The 18,605-nt window shown below is 55.6% G+C and carries 14 protein-coding genes and 1 pseudogene; 10 read left to right on the forward strand and 5 right to left on the reverse strand.

What is annotated here, in order from left to right; all coding sequences use genetic code 11:
- Position 1: 1 nt before the first annotated feature.
- Together B9Z49_RS16650 and B9Z49_RS16655 are read right to left on the reverse strand one after the other, a co-directional pair.
- Complete coding sequence (locus tag B9Z49_RS16650; RefSeq protein ID WP_108354552.1) at positions 2–1,543, reverse strand: acyl-CoA carboxylase subunit beta; 1,542 nt, start codon at positions 1,541–1,543, stop codon at positions 2–4.
- A 5-nt stretch (positions 1,544–1,548) separates the two neighbouring features.
- Complete coding sequence (locus B9Z49_RS16655; RefSeq protein WP_233254673.1) at positions 1,549–2,313, reverse strand: TetR/AcrR family transcriptional regulator; 765 nt, start codon at positions 2,311–2,313, stop codon at positions 1,549–1,551.
- Here B9Z49_RS16655 and B9Z49_RS16660 point away from each other — a divergent pair.
- Both B9Z49_RS16660 and B9Z49_RS16665 read left to right on the forward strand, forming a co-directional pair.
- Positions 2,312–3,919, forward strand: a complete 1,608-nt coding sequence (locus B9Z49_RS16660; protein ID WP_108354554.1) for an AMP-binding protein — start codon at positions 2,312–2,314, stop codon at positions 3,917–3,919. The two genes, B9Z49_RS16655 and B9Z49_RS16660, sit on opposite strands and share 2 nt — an antisense overlap.
- Positions 3,920–3,923: 4 nt before the next feature.
- The gene (locus B9Z49_RS16665) at positions 3,924–7,211 is read left to right on the forward strand and encodes a carboxyl transferase domain-containing protein (RefSeq protein WP_108354555.1); all 3,288 of its coding nucleotides are present in this window, start codon (positions 3,924–3,926) and stop codon (positions 7,209–7,211) included.
- A 150-nt stretch (positions 7,212–7,361) separates the two neighbouring features.
- On the opposite strand, the gene B9Z49_RS16670 is transcribed toward B9Z49_RS16665, so the two are convergent.
- Positions 7,362–9,188: a caspase family protein gene (locus B9Z49_RS16670; RefSeq protein ID WP_108354556.1), complete on the reverse strand. Its 1,827-nt coding sequence runs from the start codon at positions 9,186–9,188 to the stop codon at positions 7,362–7,364.
- A gap of 154 nt (positions 9,189–9,342) precedes the next feature.
- Between B9Z49_RS16670 and B9Z49_RS16675 the strand changes: the two are divergent.
- Positions 9,343–9,696, forward strand: a pseudogene (locus tag B9Z49_RS16675) (6-aminohexanoate hydrolase); the annotation flags it as partial.
- Between the two features lie 25 nt (positions 9,697–9,721).
- On the opposite strand, the gene B9Z49_RS16680 reads toward B9Z49_RS16675, so the two are convergent.
- The gene (locus B9Z49_RS16680) at positions 9,722–10,642 is read right to left on the reverse strand and encodes a LysR substrate-binding domain-containing protein (protein ID WP_108354558.1); all 921 of its coding nucleotides are present in this window, start codon (positions 10,640–10,642) and stop codon (positions 9,722–9,724) included.
- 102 nt (positions 10,643–10,744) lie between these two features.
- On the opposite strand from B9Z49_RS16680, the gene B9Z49_RS16685 reads away from it, so the two are divergent.
- The 7 genes from B9Z49_RS16685 (at position 10,745) to B9Z49_RS16715 (ending at position 18,310) form a co-directional block, all read left to right on the forward strand.
- Positions 10,745–11,809, forward strand: a complete 1,065-nt coding sequence (locus B9Z49_RS16685; protein WP_108354559.1) for a tartrate dehydrogenase — start codon at positions 10,745–10,747, stop codon at positions 11,807–11,809.
- Between the two features lie 81 nt (positions 11,810–11,890).
- On the forward strand, positions 11,891–12,880 hold the full coding sequence (locus tag B9Z49_RS16690) for a tripartite tricarboxylate transporter substrate binding protein (protein WP_108354579.1): 990 nt from the start codon (positions 11,891–11,893) through the stop codon (positions 12,878–12,880).
- A 127-nt stretch (positions 12,881–13,007) separates the two neighbouring features.
- Positions 13,008–14,315 carry a glycerate kinase gene (locus tag B9Z49_RS16695; RefSeq protein WP_108354560.1) on the forward strand — a complete coding sequence of 436 codons (1,308 nt, stop codon included), beginning with the start codon at positions 13,008–13,010 and terminating at the stop codon, positions 14,313–14,315.
- A gap of 121 nt (positions 14,316–14,436) precedes the next feature.
- Positions 14,437–15,741 carry a YHYH protein gene (locus tag B9Z49_RS16700; protein WP_108354561.1) on the forward strand — a complete coding sequence of 435 codons (1,305 nt, stop codon included), beginning with the start codon at positions 14,437–14,439 and terminating at the stop codon, positions 15,739–15,741.
- A gap of 40 nt (positions 15,742–15,781) precedes the next feature.
- A complete protein-coding gene (locus B9Z49_RS16705) occupies positions 15,782–16,897 on the forward strand; it encodes a HupE/UreJ family protein (RefSeq protein ID WP_108354562.1) in 1,116 nt (371 codons plus the stop codon).
- 48 nt (positions 16,898–16,945) lie between these two features.
- A complete protein-coding gene (locus tag B9Z49_RS16710; protein ID WP_108354563.1) occupies positions 16,946–17,572 on the forward strand; it encodes a Crp/Fnr family transcriptional regulator in 627 nt (208 codons plus the stop codon).
- 315 nt (positions 17,573–17,887) lie between these two features.
- A complete protein-coding gene (locus tag B9Z49_RS16715) occupies positions 17,888–18,310 on the forward strand; it encodes a fibronectin type III domain-containing protein (protein WP_108354564.1) in 423 nt (140 codons plus the stop codon).
- Here B9Z49_RS16715 and B9Z49_RS22275 read toward each other — a convergent pair.
- A partial coding sequence (locus tag B9Z49_RS22275) for a hypothetical protein (RefSeq protein ID WP_233254674.1) occupies positions 18,285–18,605 on the reverse strand: 321 nt, incomplete at its 5' end. The genes B9Z49_RS16715 and B9Z49_RS22275 overlap by 26 nt on opposite strands.

An 18,605-nucleotide genomic window follows, 5' to 3' on the forward strand; every position in this document is an offset into this window, starting at 1 on the left:
ATTAAGGCCTGTATTGCACTCGGCTGGGCTGAGGCTTGATCAACCGGTAAGCCAGTTGTGAAAATTCACACAAGAAGGTCCGAGTCTGTCGAGGATCGATAATTTCTTCCACGCCAAAAGCCTCTGCCGTTCGGAAGGGAGAGCGAATCGCCTCCAGACGCGCTGTAATCTCACGAATCATTTCATCCGGATCCTTTGCCGCAGCAATTTCACTACGGTACGCAGCCTCGACTCCGCCCTCCGGTGGAATCGAGCCCCAATCGCCTGATGGCCACGCATAGCGAAATCTGAAACGGGAGGCATTGCTGTGTGCTGCACCAGCCACACCAAAAGCTTTGCGCACGATGACTGAACACCAAGGCACCGTAGCTTGGTAAATCGCACTCAGTGCGCGGGTGCCGTGACGGATCGTAGCGGCGCGCTCAGCGTCGATTCCAATCAGAAAACCCGGAATGTCGACAAAATGGACCACCGGCAAATGGAAGGTTTCGGCCAAATCGACAAAACGTATGATTTTTTGTGCGGTCTCTGCTGTCCAGGCACCCCCGTAGATGTAAGGGTCGCTTGCCAATACAGCGACAGTCCGACCCTCCAGTCTGGCAAAGCCGGTGATTGCAGAGCGCCCGTAATGTCTACCCCACTCAAAAAAGCTTTCCTTGTCCAATACATCTGACAAGATTTCACGCATTTTGTAAACTTTACGCCGGTCTGTCGGAACGATGCTGATCAATCGCTCCTCGCGCCGATCAGTTGGATCGCTCGATGGACAAATCGGTGGCAAGTCATCGACCGACGAAGGCAGATAAGATAAAAATCGTGCAGCACGCGCCAAGGCTTCTTGCTCGCTGTCCACGACATCATCTATAGCGCCTGCTTTGGCATGCAAATCGGCAGACCCCAATTCGTCTTTGGTGAAAGTTTGACCGGTGCGGGCAACCACCGGAGGGCCTGCAATGAACATGTGTGACGTACCGCGAACCATCAACGAGTAATGGCTAGCCACCGCACGGGCCGATGCAAATCCCGCCACAGAACCCAGCACCAGCGACACTACAGGAATGGTGGTGAGGTTCAATGCTACCCAATCCCACGCAGGGTTGGCGGGCACATAAGTGCGGCCCAGTTTCTCAAGGGTCCTGATTGAGCCGCCAGAACCATCAATCAGCCTAATCAACGGTAAACGCAACTCATAGGCCATTTGCTCTGAGGCCACAATTTTATCCATGGAGGCACCGTCTGATGCGCCACCTCGGACCGTGAAATCGTCTGCTGCTACCGCCACAGGTCGGCCTTGGATTTTGCCCCTTCCAAACAGAAAATTGGATGCTGCTGTACCCGCATAGATCCCATCGGGTCCGTAATGTGCATTGCCAGTGATGGATCCAATTTCTCGAAAAGATCCTGCATCCAGTAAACCGTCAATACGCTCGCGTACTGTCTGTTTGCCGGCCGCACGGTGACGTGCTATTTTTTCCGCCCCGCCCATTTCTCTTGCGTGCGATTGTCTTTGCGCGAGCTCGTCAACATTGCTTTGCCAAGTCATTGTGATTACGCCTTTTTGGATGTTTTTTTACGGATGCGTAAGCCGATGACGCGGCAAGACAATTTGGTTAATTCAGTCACCATCGCTTCTGAACTCAATCTTCCATGCGGTCGATACCAATAAAACAAAAAACCTGGCAAGCTGCCAGCAGCCAAAGCCGTGATTTTGGTCTCATCGAACTCCAACATTCCCTCTTGTCGGCCTTGCTCCATCAAGGCACACAAACGTGCATAGAAATGCCGTGCCATTTTTTTTTGTGCGGCACGGTATTCGGGTCGGTAAACCTGTGGTTCACGGTAAGGAAAAAAGGCACTGGGGTAGTTAACTATCGTTGCACGGATCAACCGCTCCAAGCCTTTGCTGACACGCAAGTGGGCTGGCAAAGCGGCGTCCTCATCGAACTCCAGCGCTGAAAAGCACTCGACAGTTGGACGCCAGGACAGGGTTTCAAAAATATCTTGCTTGTTGTGAAAGTAGTAATAGACGAATGGCTTGCTGACACCTAATTTGTCGACGATCTGTGACATGGTGGTGTTGGCATAGCCTTGTTTTGAAAACAAGGCCTCGGCCACCCGCAAGATGCGCTCGCGCTTTAGATCCGATCGGGCATCGCCCTTGAAAGGCGGACTGCGCAACCCTGGAGGGGCATCTGGAAAGGTGGTCTTGTTCATGATTACTACTGAGTGGTAGTAATCTTCTACCCCTTGGTATATATTGGCAAGGCATCTTTCCAGAAAACTTCTAAGTAAAAACCCGGTAGGAGACACCATGCACAAAGCCATTCAACTCGACGCTCCCTTGCACGAATACCTCAGAGCACACGCACGTGCCACGCCAAATAAAGCGGCCTATCTTTGGTACGGTGCCCCAGTCACATTTGCCCAAGTGGACCAGGCCAGCGATGCATTTGCGGCACGGCTTAAGGAGATTGGTGTCCAAAAAGGCGAACCAGTGGCTTTGTTTATGAACAATTGCCCACAGTACGTCATAGCGCATTACGGCATCCAAAAACTGGGAGCGATTGTCTGCCCCTGCGGTCCGCTGAACAAAGAACATGAACTTGAATACCAATTGAGCGACTTGCAGGCTCGGGTCATTGTGGCAGCTAAAGACTTGTTGAAAATTGTTGACAACGTCAGGCAAAAAACAGCCATAACGCATGTGTTTGGGGTTCGGTATCAAGACCTCTTACCTGCTTCACCGAGTATCGATCTGCCCGCAGACCTCAAAGCTTTGCAGAACAGCGACAAGCAATTGCCACAAGGTGTGGAAGATTTCTTGGACGTCATGCACAGAAGCGTCAACGCACCTGTCGTGGAGATCGACATGGACAACGACGTAGCTTTGATGACCTATACATCAGGTACGACGGGATTGCCCAAAGGCGCCATGCTGACCTATCGCAATGCACTTTTCAAAACACATGCTTCGGTGAGCACCAAGAATATCCATGATGGCGACATGATTTTGTCGATTGCCCCGCTGTACCACATAGCTGGAATGCTGATGGGCGTCAACATTCCCATCTATTCCGGTGCCACCACGGTGCTTATGTACCGTTTTGATCCTTTGACTGTTTTACAAGCGATTGAGCGCCATAAAGTCAGCTGGTGGTACAGCATTGCGCCAATGAACGTGGCAGTCATGGCTGTCCCCAATGCTCGCTCTTTTGATTTGAGCAGTCTGCGTCAAAACTCGGTGACGAGTTTCGGAATTATTTACACCGAGTCCTTGGCCCAGCAATGGAAGAGCTTTACCCCCAACTGTGTGTCGATGGAAGCCTCCTACGGGTTAAGTGAAACCCATACCATGGACACCTACATGCCAGATGACGCCATCCGCTGGGGAACCCATGGAGTTCCAATTGAAGGCAATGAGATTTGCATCATTGACCCTGATACGGGTGAGAAAAAATCAGCAGGGGAAATGGGGGAAATTATTTTGCGTAGCAAAGGGGTTTTCAAGGGTTACTGGAACAAACCCGAGGCCACCGCCAAGACTCTCAAAGAGGGATGGGTCTATACAGGCGACATGGGCAAAATCGATGCACAAGGTTATTTGACCTTCATTGGCCGCTTCAAGGAAATGATCAAGGTCTCTGGCTACAGCGTTTTTCCCGAAGAAGTTGAAGCCATTTTGATCAAGCATCCCGCTGTAGCCCAAGCCGCAGTGATTGGCGCGGAAGATGATCAAAAAGGTGAAGTGGTCAGCGCTTTCATTGTGCTTAAGCCCGGTGAGCAGCTAGATGCAGCCACCTTGATCGCGTGGTCGCGCGACAACATGGCGCTTTATAAAGTGCCACGGCATGTTCAATTTATTGCAGCTTTACCTGCAACGGGTTCTGGCAAAGTTTTGCGCCGAATGCTGAAAGATTAAGTTGATGTTCAAAAAAATCTTGATTGCTAACCGGGGTGAAATCGCTGTACGCCTGATCCGTGCAGCACATGACCTGGACATCCGGAGTGTGGCCGTGTTGTCGCTAGACGATGCACAAGCACTGCATGGTCAACTGGCTGACGCAGCGGTGAGCCTTGAAGAAACCGGTCCTGGTGCTTACCTTAACTCAGCAAAGATCCTTGCTGTTGCGAAGGAACAGCAGTGTGATGCGATACACCCGGGCTATGGATTTTTGAGCGAACGTGCCGATTTCGCGCAAGCCTGCGTGGAAGCGGGCATTACATTCATTGGACCGGATGCGTCACATTTAAAGTTATTCGGTGACAAAGCCGCAGCGAGGCAATTGGCTTTGGCCTGTGATGTTCCCTTGATGCCCGGTATCGATCAATCCGTGAGCCTGGCGCAGGCGCAAGCCTTTTTCCACTCGCAAAATGGCGCTGGAGTGATGATCAAAGCCATTGGCGGCGGGGGAGGGCGGGGCATGCGCGCTGTATTTCAATTACAAGATCTCCCCGAAGCCTATGCCCGTTGCGTCTCTGAAGCCCGGTCGGCCTTTGGTGTTGAAGGAGTCTATGTCGAGCGATTGATGGTGCGCGCACGACATGTTGAAATTCAAGTCTTGGCTGATGGCGAAACCGTCATGAGTTTGGGTGATCGGGAATGCAGCTTACAAAAGCGTTTTCAAAAAGTGATTGAAATTGCGCCCAGCCCCAGCATTAGTGCTGAGTTGCGAAAAGCACTTACTCAAGCAGCATTGAAAATGGCGCGCCACTGTCACTATCGCAGCCTCGGCACATTTGAATTTTTGGTCGACACACAATCGAGCGAGTTACCTTGGGTTTTCATCGAAGCCAATCCACGGTTACAAGTGGAGCACACCGTGACCGAGGAGGTGACGGGTTTGGATTTAGTGCAATTGCAAATTCAGGTAGCTGCTGGCATGCAGTTGGCCGATATGGGACTTGATCCTGAACATCCACCAACTCAAAATGGCTACGCGATCCAATTGCGAATCTGCGCAGAAACGCTGCTCGCCGATGGCCAAACGCAGTCTTCCAGTGGCACGCTTTCTCGATTTGATTTGCCCTCAGGCATGGGCCTTCGGGTTGACACCCATGGTTTCACGGGGGCGACACCATCGCCATACTTTGACACCTTGCTTGCGAAATTAATCGTCATAAATAAATCAGGTACTTTTGCTCAAGCCGCAAAACGCGCCACCAGGGCCCTGAAAGAATGCCGTTTGGTGGGCGTTAAAACCAACCTTTACGTATTGCAAGCGCTGGTCGAGATGCCGGAATTTGCAACCCAGGATGTCCACACGCGATTCATTGAGGAGCACCTGAACGAGATCGTTGGCCGCGCCAATGAATTGGCACTTCAAAGCCACGTTTCGTTACCGGAGGCCGTATCTGACGAGCACTTGCCTGATGCTGTTTCCCTTCAAGACCATCAATGGGGTGTGCGTTCACCTATGGCGGCAAAATTGATACAGGTGCTTGTTAATGCCGGTGACGTGGTCCCAAAAGGTGCTCCTGTAGCCATCGTAGAAGCGATGAAGATGGAACATGTGGTGCTTGCGACCTCCTCTGGCCGAGTTGGTAAGGTGGTTGCAATGACCGGGGCTTATGTTGCAGCTGAAGAGATTCTTGTTGTGCTGGAGCCTGCAGATGTTGACATCGAAGATGCTGCACCTGAAGATACTCAGGATTTGAATACCCTGCGCGATGATTTAAAGAGTGTTCAAGATCGACACGCATTTTTATGGGACAAAAACCGTACCCAAGCTGTTGATAAACGTCATGCACAAGGAGGGCGGACAGCTCGTGAAAACATAGCGCAACTGTGCGATGAAGGCAGCTTCATGGAATATGGTTCGCTTGCCATTGCCGCTCAAACTCGCAGGCGCAGTTTGGATGACCTCATTTCCAACACACCAGCCGACGGCATGATTACAGGAGTCGGTACGATCAATTGCAATGCATACGGCGCAGAAAAGTCGCGATGCGTGGTGATGGCTTATGACTACACCGTATTAGCAGGGACGCAAGGTTCCCGTAATCATCAAAAAACAGACCGCATGCTGGGTCTTGCACTGAAGCTAAAACTCCCTGTGGTGCTTTTTTCCGAAGGCGGCGGCGGCCGCCCCGGTGATGTCGACAAACCTGTTGTCGCGGGTTTGAACAACCACACCTTCAGCCAATATGCAGCCCTCTCAGGTCAGGTGCCGGTATTGGGCATTGCACATGGCAGGTGCTTTGCCGGCAATGCAGCATTGCTCGGATGCAGCGATGTGATTATTGCCACACGAGCCAGCAACATTGGCATGGGTGGGCCTGCCATGATAGAGGGGGGCGGTTTAGGTCGTTTTACGCCAGAAGAAATCGGCCCCAGTGATGTGCAGTCGCGTAACGGCGTGATTGATTTGCTGGTTGAAGACGAAGTTCAAGCCGTAACCAAAGCCAAGCAATACCTGTCGTATTTTCAAGGCCGTCTATCTGTTTGGCGCTGCGACGATCAGCGAAAACTGCGATTTGCAGTACCCGAGAACCGCCTGCGCGTTTACGATATTCAAACTGTCATTCATACGCTATGCGATGAAGACTCTGTCCTGGAACTGCGGCAAGCATATGGTGTGGGTATAGTGACCGCCCTCGGACGCATTGAAGGTCGATCAATCGGCGTCATGGCAAACAACCCTATGCACCTTGGGGGTGCCATTGATGTAGACGCGGCCGATAAGGCAAGTCGTTTCATGCAACTCTGCAATACGCATGGCATCCCATTGTTGTCACTCACCGACACCCCTGGTTTCATGGTTGGTCCACACATCGAAGCTCAAGCACAAGTTAGGCACACCAGTCGCATGTTTGTCACTGCTGCCAAATTAGCGGTGCCATTCTTTGCCGTAATTTTGCGTAAGGGCTACGGACTGGGCGCACAAGCTATGACGGCTGGAGGATTTGACGCGCCTGTCTTTACGATCTCATGGCCAACGGGAGAGTTCGGACCAATGGGTCTGGAAGGCTCTGTGCGTTTGGGTTTTCGCAAAGAGCTCGAAGCTCAACCGGAAGGACCGGCGCGGGATGCGTTGTTCAATCAATTACTGGCGGACCGTTATGCTGAGGGCAAAGCCGTCAACATGGCGCAGACACTAGAAATTGATGCTGTGATTGACCCCTTTGATACCCGAAGTTGGCTTGTACGCGGACTCGATAGCACCACAATTCTCAAGGGGCAATTGGGTAACGGATTCATTGACACTTGGTGAAGTAGAACTTTTCATTAATCCACATGGGTTCAAGCTTCATTTGAAAGCCTCAACTGAGTGGGTGTTGTCACCCAAGGAGAGAGTCACTTGACGGTGGTCTTTTGAGGGAAGGTTAACTCAGCTCTTTGAGCCCTTAGTGCCAGTGGAACGTCAAGGAACGAAGAAAAATTCGCCCACGGCTTGGTCGTACAGGGCCGGCGTCTGTTCATGCCCGACACCCTTGGCCAGGGTCACGACTTCGTTGCGCACATTGCGCAGCACACGGTCAACAGAGACCCCGGGCTTGATCATTTCTTTCAGGAAGATGCGCGTGAACAAACCATTTTTGTTTTTGTCGTTGGTTCCGAGTTTGTCCAAAGCCTGCTGGCCTGAACCTGCAGAGAACATGATCATCTGACCCGTGGCGGCTGACGTGGGTGCCAGGCCACGGCCACCAATGGCGCGGCTTTGGCCTTTGAAAGGGTTGTCTCGGCAGGCATCAATCACCGCCAAGGCAAACTTGGTTTTCTTTTCTTGCAGATCGTCCAGAACTTTTTGCAACTGAATGGCTTCGTCCTTGACTTGTTCTTCATGGTCACCCTTGATGTCGGTGGGGAGCAAATAGTTGGCCGATCCCAGTTGTACGCCGTGTCCGGCAAAGAAGAACAGCACTTCATCGCCGCCTTGGATATTCAGACGGAAGTCGCGCAAGGCTTGTTTAAAAGCTTTCTCATTCAGGTTCAAGTGTTTGGACACTTTGAAACCCACGCCCTCCAGCGCTTTGGACATGGCCTCGGCATCTGCTGCTGCGTTTTGGAGTTTAGGCACATCGGTGTACAAGTCGTTGCCAATGATGAGCGCTTTGCGGTTGGCAAAAACAGGCTTCGCCATGGGTTTTGGCGCAGCAGCCAAGGGTGTTTCCGACGGTTTGTTGGTGGCCGCTGCTGCAGATGCCGCATTGGCAGCTTGCAGCTTGCTCAACATCTCCCGCATTTGGTCAAGTTGGGCTTTGAGCTCTCTGGTTTCTCGCTCTTGGGCGCTTGGGCTGCTGGGCGGTGGCAAGGACGGGGAAATGGCAGCGGATGGCGCAGACGGTGGCTTGGGTGCGGATGCTGAAGTGATTCGAGGGTTTGCGAGTTCACGCAGGATTTCCTGAGTTCGTGCATCGCGTAATTTTTCAGCTTCCAAGCTTTCGACATTCTCTATGGGTGGCAAAGTTGGTGGGTTTACTGAAGCTACAGTGGCGCTGGATACATCCGTTTTGTAGTTCAGAGCCAAAATCGGCTGTGGTTTTTTATTGAAGAAGGACTGTTGCAAAGACTCCATCAAAATATTGGCCCAGCCCTCGAGCAATTGATGCTCGGAAGAAATGCGCCCTGCTTTGTAATCGCTGCTGAATTTGACACTGGAAATACCTGCAGGTGGAAGCATGAATACGTTATAGCGCAGCGAGAAGCCTTCAAATTGGTTAATAGTAAATTCGGCTTGTATGAAGTTTCTTGTTTTGATTGTTTGAATAGAGCCTAAACCCGACATCACATCGGAAGGCCAATACCAACTGTTTTGATTTTTCTGTCTACCGATCCAGAGTTCAAGGCCATCGTCAACGCTTGTAAAGCGTGAGCATTTGTTAAGGAGTTGACTGTTGATCGTGCCATGTCGGTTGACTAAAAATGAATTCTCAATTTCTTTTGGACGATCACAAATTGTGTTAGGCCATCGCGCAGGTGTGTATGAGGCTCTGATCACCAGTGCGGCATAGGGCGAACGCAGGTCTAAATTTTTTAAAACTGTCACGTTAAATTTGTTGACTTGATTGGGAGTTACCGTTTGTGTTACCGCCGTGGCCTGCCATTGACCTTCGGGCAAGGGAACGCTTGCACCCGACCCCAGTGGCAATACTTTTTCAAACCTTGAACCTACCGTGGGCTGGGCTTGGGCCAGCCCCATCAAAAAACAGGTCAGAAGGCTTGTGACAAAGAGCTTGAGGAGTGTCATTTCAATCTTTTTTAAAATTCATTTACAGAATATATCAGTAGAAAAATTCTTGCAGTTTGCGGCTGAGAAAAAGTCAATCAGGCCAAAAGCCGCAGTGACTTGCGGCATTGAGGGTTTGGCTTGCGATGGCTTCAGTCAGTAGAGCCGGAAGCTCATGTCCGAGGTTGGCGAAATGATGCGCAACAACGGCCGAGTGGGTTCGCAACAAGTGGTGCCACAAGCGGTGGTGGCCGATATCGCCAAGGGTGCCAGCCCCGAGCAGTTCGCACAAGCGGGCTACCCTTGGTTAAAGGGTTGGTCGTACCGCAACATGTGGTGGATTTCGCACAACAGCCACGGCGCTTACATGGCACGTGGTATCCCTGTGCAGTCGCTTTACATCGATCCCAAAGCGGAAATGGTGATTGCACGTTTTGGCTCGCATCCCATCGCCTCAGGCAATGCCAACGATCCATTCACCTTGCCCGCTTTTGCAGCGATGGCCGATGCGCTCATGAAGCGCCCATAAGGGGCGAGCGCCCTCGAAGGAGCCATCAGATTCCGGGGGCTTCGGTTCCTTTGAACGCCTCAGCCACAAATTCCACAAAGGCCCGGACCCGCGCAGTCGATTTGTGCTGGGCTGGGTAGACGGCATAAATATCGGCGTCGGGGGTGCGGAACTGCAGCAGCAATTGCACCAGCTGGCCTTGGGCCAAGTGGGGGCGGATGTCCCATTCGGCGCGCATCAGGATGCCGTGCCCGTCCAGCGCCCATTGCACGGCGATGCCGCCGTCGTTGGTGGTCAGGTTACCGCGAGTCTTGAGGGTTTCGGTTTTGCCGGCGCGCCCACGCGTGAGCTTGATCACGCCATAGGCCTCGCCGCCTTGGCGGATGCTGATGAAATTGTGCCGCGCCAAGTCGGCCGTGGTTTTGGGTTCGCCGTGGCGTGCGATGTAGGCGGGTGATGCGCACAGCAGGCGCTGGTTGCTCGCGATCTTGCGGGCGATCACCCGGGCGTCGGGCGGTGGGCCAAAGCGGATGCACACATCAAAGGCATCGTCACTCAGCGAGGGCGGGTCGACCGAGAGTTGCAATTGCACATCGACCTGCGGGTACTGCTGTGCAAAGCGGCTGATCAGCGGGCCGATGTGGCTGCGGCCAAAGCCCAGGGTGGCGTTCACTCGAAGCAAGCCGCTGGGCGTGGAGCGGCTGGCGCCGAGCTGTTCTTCCAGATCGGCCATTTCAGCCAGGATGCTGCGGGCGTGGCGCAGCATGGTTTCGCCTTCCACCGTCAGGCTCATGCGGCGCGTGGTGCGGTTGACCAGGGGCACGCCCAAGCGCGACTCCATTTGCGACAGGCGCTTGCTCACTGCGGCCGTGGTGATGCTCAGCTCACGCGCGGCGGCGCTCAGGCTGCCCGCCATGGCCAGTGCAGAAAAAAAGCCCAGATCGGCGGCTTGCAGGCGTGGTTCCATTGTTGATCTCAGGTTAACAATGGTTTAAATTTTAGGGTTTTTATTGAGATGCGAGCGCCGCACAATGTCACTATCCCTTTTCACCTCAGAACGCGACCCTCCATGAAAACCTACCGCATCGCCACCATCCCCGGAGACGGCATTGGCAAAGAAGTCATTCCCGCAGGCCAGCAAGTGATGGAGGTTCTGGCCAAGGCTTGTGGCACTTTTGCCTTTGAATTTGAAAACTTTGGCTGGGACGGCGACTACTACCGCAAGCACGGCGTGATGATGCCGGCCGATGGCCTGGACGCGCTGCGCAACAAGGATGCGATTTTGTTTGGCTCAGCGGGTGACCCGCACATCCCCGACCACATCACGTTGTGGGGCCTGCGCCTGAAAATTTGCCAGGGCTTTGACCAGTATGCCAACGTGCGCCCCACCCGCATCCTGCCCGGCATCGATGCGCCACTCAAGCGCTGCACGCCCCAAGACCTGGACTGGGTCATCGTGCGTGAAAACTCCGAAGGCGAATACTCGGGCGTAGGTGGCCGTGTGCACCAGGGTCACCCGATCGAGGCGGCCACCGACGTGTCCATCATGACCCGCGCAGGCGTTGAGCGCATTTTGCGCTACGCCTTCAAACTGGCGCAGTCGCGGCCGCGCAAGCTGCTCACGGTGGTGACCAAGAGCAATGCCCAGCGCCACGCCATGGTGATGTGGGACGAGATCGCGCTGCAGATTTCCAAAGAGTTCCCCGATGTGAAATGGGACAAGGAATTGGTCGATGCGGCCACGGCCCGCATGGTCAACCGCCCAGCGAGCCTGGACACCCTCGTTGCCACCAACTTGCATGCCGACATCTTGAGCGATTTGGCGGCCGCGCTGGCGGGCAGCTTGGGCATTGCACCCACCGGCAACATCGACCCCGAGCGCCGTTACCCCAGCATGTTCGAGCCCATCCACGGCTCGGCCTTTGACATCATGGGCAAGGGCTTGGCCAACCCGGTGGGCACTTTTTGGTCGGTGGTCATGCTGCTGGAGCACATTGGCGAACCTGCTGCGGCCCAGCGCTTGATGGCCGTGATCGAAAGCGTGACGGCCAACCCGGCCTTGCACACCGGCGACTTGGGCGGGAAAGCCCTAACCGTCGATGTCACTCAGGCGGTATGCAAGGCCTTGGCTTGAGGCGATGATGCCCATTGGATGCAGTTGGTCCATTTTCCAATTCAATGATTTCCTGACCCCCTCGCCTTGAAAGGTTTGAACATGCGCTCCAAGTTTCTTCCCGTTGCCATCGCCTGCGCATTGCTGGCGTCTGTGAACGCTTTTGCACAGGACTACCCTGTAGCCAACAAGACCATCACCTTCGTCTTGCCCTACGCCCCTGGCGGCCCAACCGACAAAGCCGCGCGCGACTTGGCGCAAGCCATGAGCAAGGCCATGGGCGGGCACAGCATCGTGATCGACAACTCGGCAGGCGCATCCGGGTCTATTGGTGCCAACAAGGTGGCCAAGGCCGGTGCCGATGGTTACACCCTCTTGTTCACGCACATTGCGCAAGCCACCTTGCCCACTTTTTTCCGCAACTTGCCCTACAACGTGGAAAAAGACTTTGAGTACATCGGCCTGGTCAGCGAGAACCCGATGAACCTGATTGGCCGCCCCAGTTTGCCGGCCAACAATATGACCGAGTTGGTGAGCTGGATCAATGCCAACAAGGGAAAGATCAACATTGCCAATGCCGGACCAGGCTCGGCATCGCACCTGTGCGGCATGTTGTTCCAGTCCACCCTCAAGGTGGACATGACCTCGGTGCCCTACAAAGGCACGGCCCCCGCCATGACCGACCTGATCGGCGGCCAGGTGGATTTGATGTGTGACCAGACCACCACCACGATCCCGCAGATTGAAGGTAAAAAAGTCAAATCATTTGCCGTGACCACGCCCACGCGTTTGAGCTCACCCGTGCTCAAGGACAACCCCACAATGCAAGAAGCTGGGCTCAAGGATTTCAGCGTCACCATTTGGCAAGGCCTGTACGCCCCCAAGGGCACACCTGCTGCGGTGCTGAAAAAGCTCAATGACGCCCTGAAAGTGGCCGTCAAAGACCCCGACTTCATCCGCAAGCAAGATGCAGGGGGCGCCACCGTCATCAACGACGCGCGCAACGATCCAGCTGGACACAAAGCCTTCGTTTTGTCTGAGGTGTCCAAGTGGGCACCGATCATCAAGTCGGCAGGGGTCTACGCCGATTGACGTTCCCGGGCAATCCACAAAAGGGTGCATTGGCCTTGGGGTTGGTGCACCCTTTTGTCTTGGTCGGGTGGTGAGCTGAAATGCCTTTATCCTTTGAGCCTGTTCTTATGCCCGAGACTGTCTGAACATGACCGATCCACAAACCGTGCTGCGCCACCTCTACGACGTGGCCGTGCAGCGCGCATTGCCCCTGCACAATACCGCCGCCCATTTGCCCAACCCGCCAGATCCTGCCAAGGGTCGCACCCTCGTGTTGGGCGCTGGCAAGGCGGGTGGCGCGATGGCACAAGCCGTGGAGGCTTTGTGGCCAGCAGAGGCCCCGCTGTCGGGCCTGGTGGTCACGCGCTATGGCCACACGCCGCCTCGTCCGGCGGGTTTGCCCGAGCGCATTGAGGTGGTCGAGGCAGCCCACCCTGTGCCCGATGCGGCAGGACTGAAAGCGGCCGAGCGCATTCTGGAACTCACCAAAGGCCTGACAGCCGACGACCTGGTGCTGTGCCTGATCTCGGGGGGCGGTTCGTCGCTGCTGACCTTTCCTGCTGACGGCATCGATTTGCAGCTCAAACAAGACATCAACCGCCAACTGCTCGCCAGCGGGGCGAATATTGCCGAGATGAACTGCCTGCGCAAACACCTCTCGCGCATCAAGGGCGGGCGACTGGCGGCGGCATGCAGCCCGGCGCGGGTGGTCACGCTCACCATCAGCGATGTGCCGGGGGACGACCCGTCCATCATTGCCAGTGGCCCCACCGTGCCCGATGCCAGCACCTGCGCCGATGCGTTGGCCATTCTCAAACGGCACGCCATCAACGTGCCCGATTCGCTGCTGCAGGCCTTGCAGTCGGGCGCATGGGAAACACCCAAACCTGGCTCTCCCGTGTTTGCGGGCCACAGCGTGCACATGATTGCCACGCCCCAGCAGTCGCTCGAGGCCGCAGCCGCTGCAGCGCGTGAGATGGGGCTGAACGCCTACATCCTGAGCGACGAGATCGAAGGTGAGTCGCGCGAGGTGGCCAAGGTGCATGCGGCGCTGGCGCGTGCGGCGGCCAAGGGCCTGGGGCCTTTCACCAAGCCCTGCGTGATTTTGAGCGGCGGTGAAACCACGGTGACCATCAAACAGCAGCCTGCAGGCACACCCCAAGGGCGCGGTGGGCGAGCGGGGGAGTTTTGCATGGGCTTGGCAGAGGCCCTGCAAGGCCAGAGCGGCGTGTGGGCACTGGCCGCCGACACCGATGGCATCGATGGTATTGAAGACAACGCCGGGGCGCAAGTGGCCCCCGACACGCTGGCGCGTGCTGCCGCGCTGGGACACAAAGTGGCCGATCATCTGCAGCGCAACGACGCTTATGGTTTTTTTGAGCCGCTGGGCGACATGGTCATCACTGGGCCCACGCATACCAATGTGAACGATTTTCGGGGCATCCTTGTGCTGTGAGCGGTGCCGCTGGAGAACGGTCAAGCTTTACATTTCTTTGTGGAAAATTCTTTTGAATACCCATCATAATTTGGGTCCTTAAATGCAAAAAAATTTGTATTAATAGTTTTAAAGCAACTATATGACTGATCAATTTCGTCAGCAATATTTTGTCCAGTACGGCCTTTGGTTGTTGATTTCTTCCAGTTTGCTGGCCTGTGGTGGGGGCGGTGGCAGCAGCGACAGCACGACCACTGCGACGTTGCCGGGGATGCCCATCGTGGGAACGGTCACGCCGGGCAATGCCAGTGCGAGTCTATCGTTCAGTGCACCTTCTTCGAATGGCGGCGCCAGCATCACTGGCTACAGCGCGACTTGCGTTGCGGGCAGCCTTCGCGTCAGCGCCACGGCCACGGCCAGCCCTGTGGTGGTGACGGGTTTGACCAATGGCATGACTTACAGCTGCAGCCTCAGCGCCACCAACAGCGCGGGTGTGGGGCTGTCTTCAGCTGCCGTGAGCGTGACGCCCAACGCGGGAACCGTGGCCACCGGCACGGCAGGCGTGTTGTGCAGTGTCTTGAACAGTGGCACGCAGACTTTGTCGTACAACAATGCGGTGCCGGGTGGCCTCGCCACGCTTGTCAACGACAACTTGGCGTTCAATTACAGCTGGACTTGTGACAGCGCGATGCGCAATTTGGCCGGCAACGGGGTGCCCAACCATGTGGTGACCGGTGGCAACTTTGCCACCCGGGTGTCGGCACTGGCGGTGACGGGCAGCGTGACTTTGACCCCCGTGGCCAAGACCAGCAGCACCGCGGTCAAATTACCCGGTTTTGCAATCAACAGCGTGAAGATGGACCCCGCCACCGCAGGCACCTGCACCAACACGGCCAGCTCCGTCACATCGGGCTGCAACTACGCCGGGGGTAATGGCGCTTGGCGCATGGAGGCCATGGGCGACCCGGCCGTGAGCCCTTGGAAGTTTGACTTTGGCACCGATGAAAACAATGCCCACGTCCAGCCCAATGGCCAGTACCACTACCACGGCATGCCCACCCATTTGATCCCCAAACTCAATGCCGCCAGCGCCAACAGCATGACATTGGTCGGTTGGGCGGCCGATGGTTTCCCGATCTATGCCAACGTGGGTTACAGCACAGCCAACAGCGCCAGCTCTGTACTCAAAGAGATGAAAGGCAGCTTTCGCACCAAGGTCACGCCAGACACCGGCCGTCCCTCGACCAGTTTGTTCGCCATGGGACACTTTCAGCAAGATTGGGAGTATGTGGCGGGTTTGGGTGATCTGGACGAGTGCAACGGCCGCACGGGTGTGACGCCCGAGTTTCCAGCGGGCATCTACCATTACTACATCACCAAAAGCTACCCCTTCATCCAGCGTTGCGTGAAAGGCACGCCTGCAGCTTGGGCCAACTCGTCCCCATGATGCGGACTGGGCCGCTGGCGTGCCACCGTCTGGACCACTCATGAGCTTGGTGTGGCGAAGTGCACGCTGGCTGGCTGTAGCGTTTGGGATTTTTTGTTCCAGCGCACAAGCCCATTTGATGGTCGCGCAAAAAGGCACACTCAATTTGCAGGGCGACGGCGCGTATCTGGTGGTTTCTTTGCCAGTATCGGCTTTCAGTGGCATTGACGACGATGGTGATGGGGCTTTGTCTAACCAAGAGTTGACAGCACATGAAGCCCGTCTTCATCTGCAGTTGCGGGCTGAGTTGCGTTTGCGTGACGCCCAGGGTCCCAGACCCATCGATGGCATCACCTTGGCGCCTACCCCAACCGATGACTTGGTAGCGCACGGAGTGAACCATTTGGTGGTGTTGGTGCGCTTCAAATTGGCCCAGCCTGTGGAGTCCATTGATGTGACCCCTGTGCACAACATGGCTTTTCGTGCGGGTTTGTTTGGCCAGTCCGAGGCCGAGCGGCAATTGAGTATTGCTGTCACGCAAGGGGCACATAAGCAGTTGATGGTCTTGACGCCCGAGCGGCCCGAACGGACCTTGTTTCCAAACCCAGGGGAAGTGACTTGGGACTACACCGTATTGGGTGTCCTGCACATCCTGATGGGGTGGGACCATTTGCTGTTTTTGGCAGTGGTGTTGCTTGGCGGTGGCAATTGGCGGCAAATCTTGGCCATTTTGAGTGCTTTCACCTTTGGACATGCTTTGACTTTGGCTTGGGGTTTGATGGGGCAGTTGCCCTTTGGCACGGCTTGGGTTGAGCCTGGCATCGCTTTGACGGTCATGGGCATGGCTGCGGCAGAAATCTGGTTGCTGCAACACGGTCGTGTGATGGGCATGACCTTGCGTTTGGTGTTGGTGTGGGCCAGCGCCTTGGTGCATGGTTTGGGCTTGGCCTCGAGTTTGCAAGCCATTGGTCTTGACACCGCACACCGTTTTTGGAGTTTGCTGGGTTTTAATTTCGGCATTGAATTGGCGCAAGCGGCGGTGGCGGGTGTCTTGGGCAGCTTGGCTTGGTTGGTGATGCGGTATTTGCAGGTCTGGCAACCCACCAAAATTCGCCAGCTGTGTTTGGTGGTCGCGGCTGGCGCAGGCGGCATTTGGTTCGTTGAACGGCTGATTTGATGTGCGTCAAAGCCAGGTGCTGCCTGCTCTGGCACATTCGGCTCCACCATGTTGGATACCTCTTTGCCCCCTCTCTCCGAGCCCGCAGCCCCCGTGTTGGCAGGCACTGTGTTGCTGCACCGAGGTGACGCCGTAGACCGCATCGTGCACGTCATGCAGGGGCGCGTGGTGCTGGGGGTGCTGGCGGATGGCCACATGGCGCACCAGCTGGGTGTGGTGCAAGGGCCCTGCTGGCTGGAGGCCGCATCGGGCCTGCTGGGCTTGCCGCACGCGGTTGATGCGGTGGCCGAGACCGAGGTGCATGTGCAGTACGTGAGCGTGCCTGATTTCGTGGCCAATGTTCACTCTTTGCCTGAGGCCTCACAGAACCTGCTCATGGACATGGCGCGTTCGCAGCGCCAACAAAGCGAGCTGGCGGTCAGTCGAGTGGCCAAAGACGCTGATGCGCGATGCGCTGAATGGCTCTTGCGACATGCCCAACCCGACGAGCTTTTTGGTGGCTTGGCCGTGAAACTGACCGAGCGCAAACGCACTATCGCCGCACATCTGGGCATCGCCCCAGAAACGTTTTCGCGGGTGCTGCGCCATTTGCGCGAACGCCAGCTCATCAGCGGCGGCGGCAGGGTGTTAGGCCTGCCCAACCCGCAAGCGCTGCGCGATTTGGCTGGGGTCTGACGCGCCATCGTGTGTGCACCACGTGAAGGTATCGGACCATGAAGGCTCGTCTTTTAGCCGCTTGGCACCTTCATTTGTGCAGCCGCAGATTTTTCATCCACAGCAAGGGTTGTTCCTTGACCGGACGGGCCGGTGCGCCGTGTTGTAGTAAGGCCTGTCCAGCGCGGGGGGTAGGCACGTGGCTGTGTGGGTCAAGGGCCAAAGACGTGCTGTGACCGATTTCGTAACAATTTAGAACTTCAATAAAATTAAATCCTATTTAGAATTCCATGGGTACTTTTTGATAGTGTGTGTGGGATAAAAGTCAGGGTTTTCATGATCTTTCAAAATTTTCTTCGTGGCGCTCAAGTCATTTGCGCAAGTTGTGTGGTGTTTGGTTTGTCCGCCTGTGGTGGTTCCGGTCCTGCAGCCGTGACTGTTCCTGGTGCGCCGACCATAGGCGCAGCTACGCCAGACCGTGAAAGCGCCAGTGTCCGCATGGCCTTCACGCCACCCGCATCTGACGGTGGTGCTCCCATCACCAGCTACAAAGCCACCTGCACCCAAGCCGGTGAGGGGCCCTTCGGCACGTCGGCCACCAGCCCTGTTGTTCTTTGGTTCGGCGAGTCTGTCAGCAGCCCTGTCACAGTCACGGGGCTGACCCGAGGTGCTTCATACAACTGCATGGTCAGCGCCAGCAACAGCGCAGGCACCAGTGCTTCGTCTGCCTCGGTCAGCGTGTCTCTGGCTGGGCCTTGATCCATCGCGTCCAGGATGGCGTTGCGGCAGCTTGGCCTGAGTGATCAGCGGTGGCCGGGGTTTGACGCGCCATCGTCTGAGCACCATGTGAAGGTGTCGATCCGTGAAGGCGCTTCTCTGATTGATCCGACCCCTTGAAGTTTTGAACGACATGCAAGGGATTGCTTTTTGTAGACATGATGGATGACCTGCCCACCTGACAAACGTGGGTTAAGTTGATGGGTGCGAAACCTTTATCAACCCAGTGCCATAACTCAGGAGGCAGGTCATGAAACAGTTTAACGATATCTACGTG

The sequence above is a fragment of the Limnohabitans sp. 2KL-51 genome, assembly GCF_003063645.1.
GTDB lineage: Bacteria > Pseudomonadota > Gammaproteobacteria > Burkholderiales > Burkholderiaceae_C > Limnohabitans_A.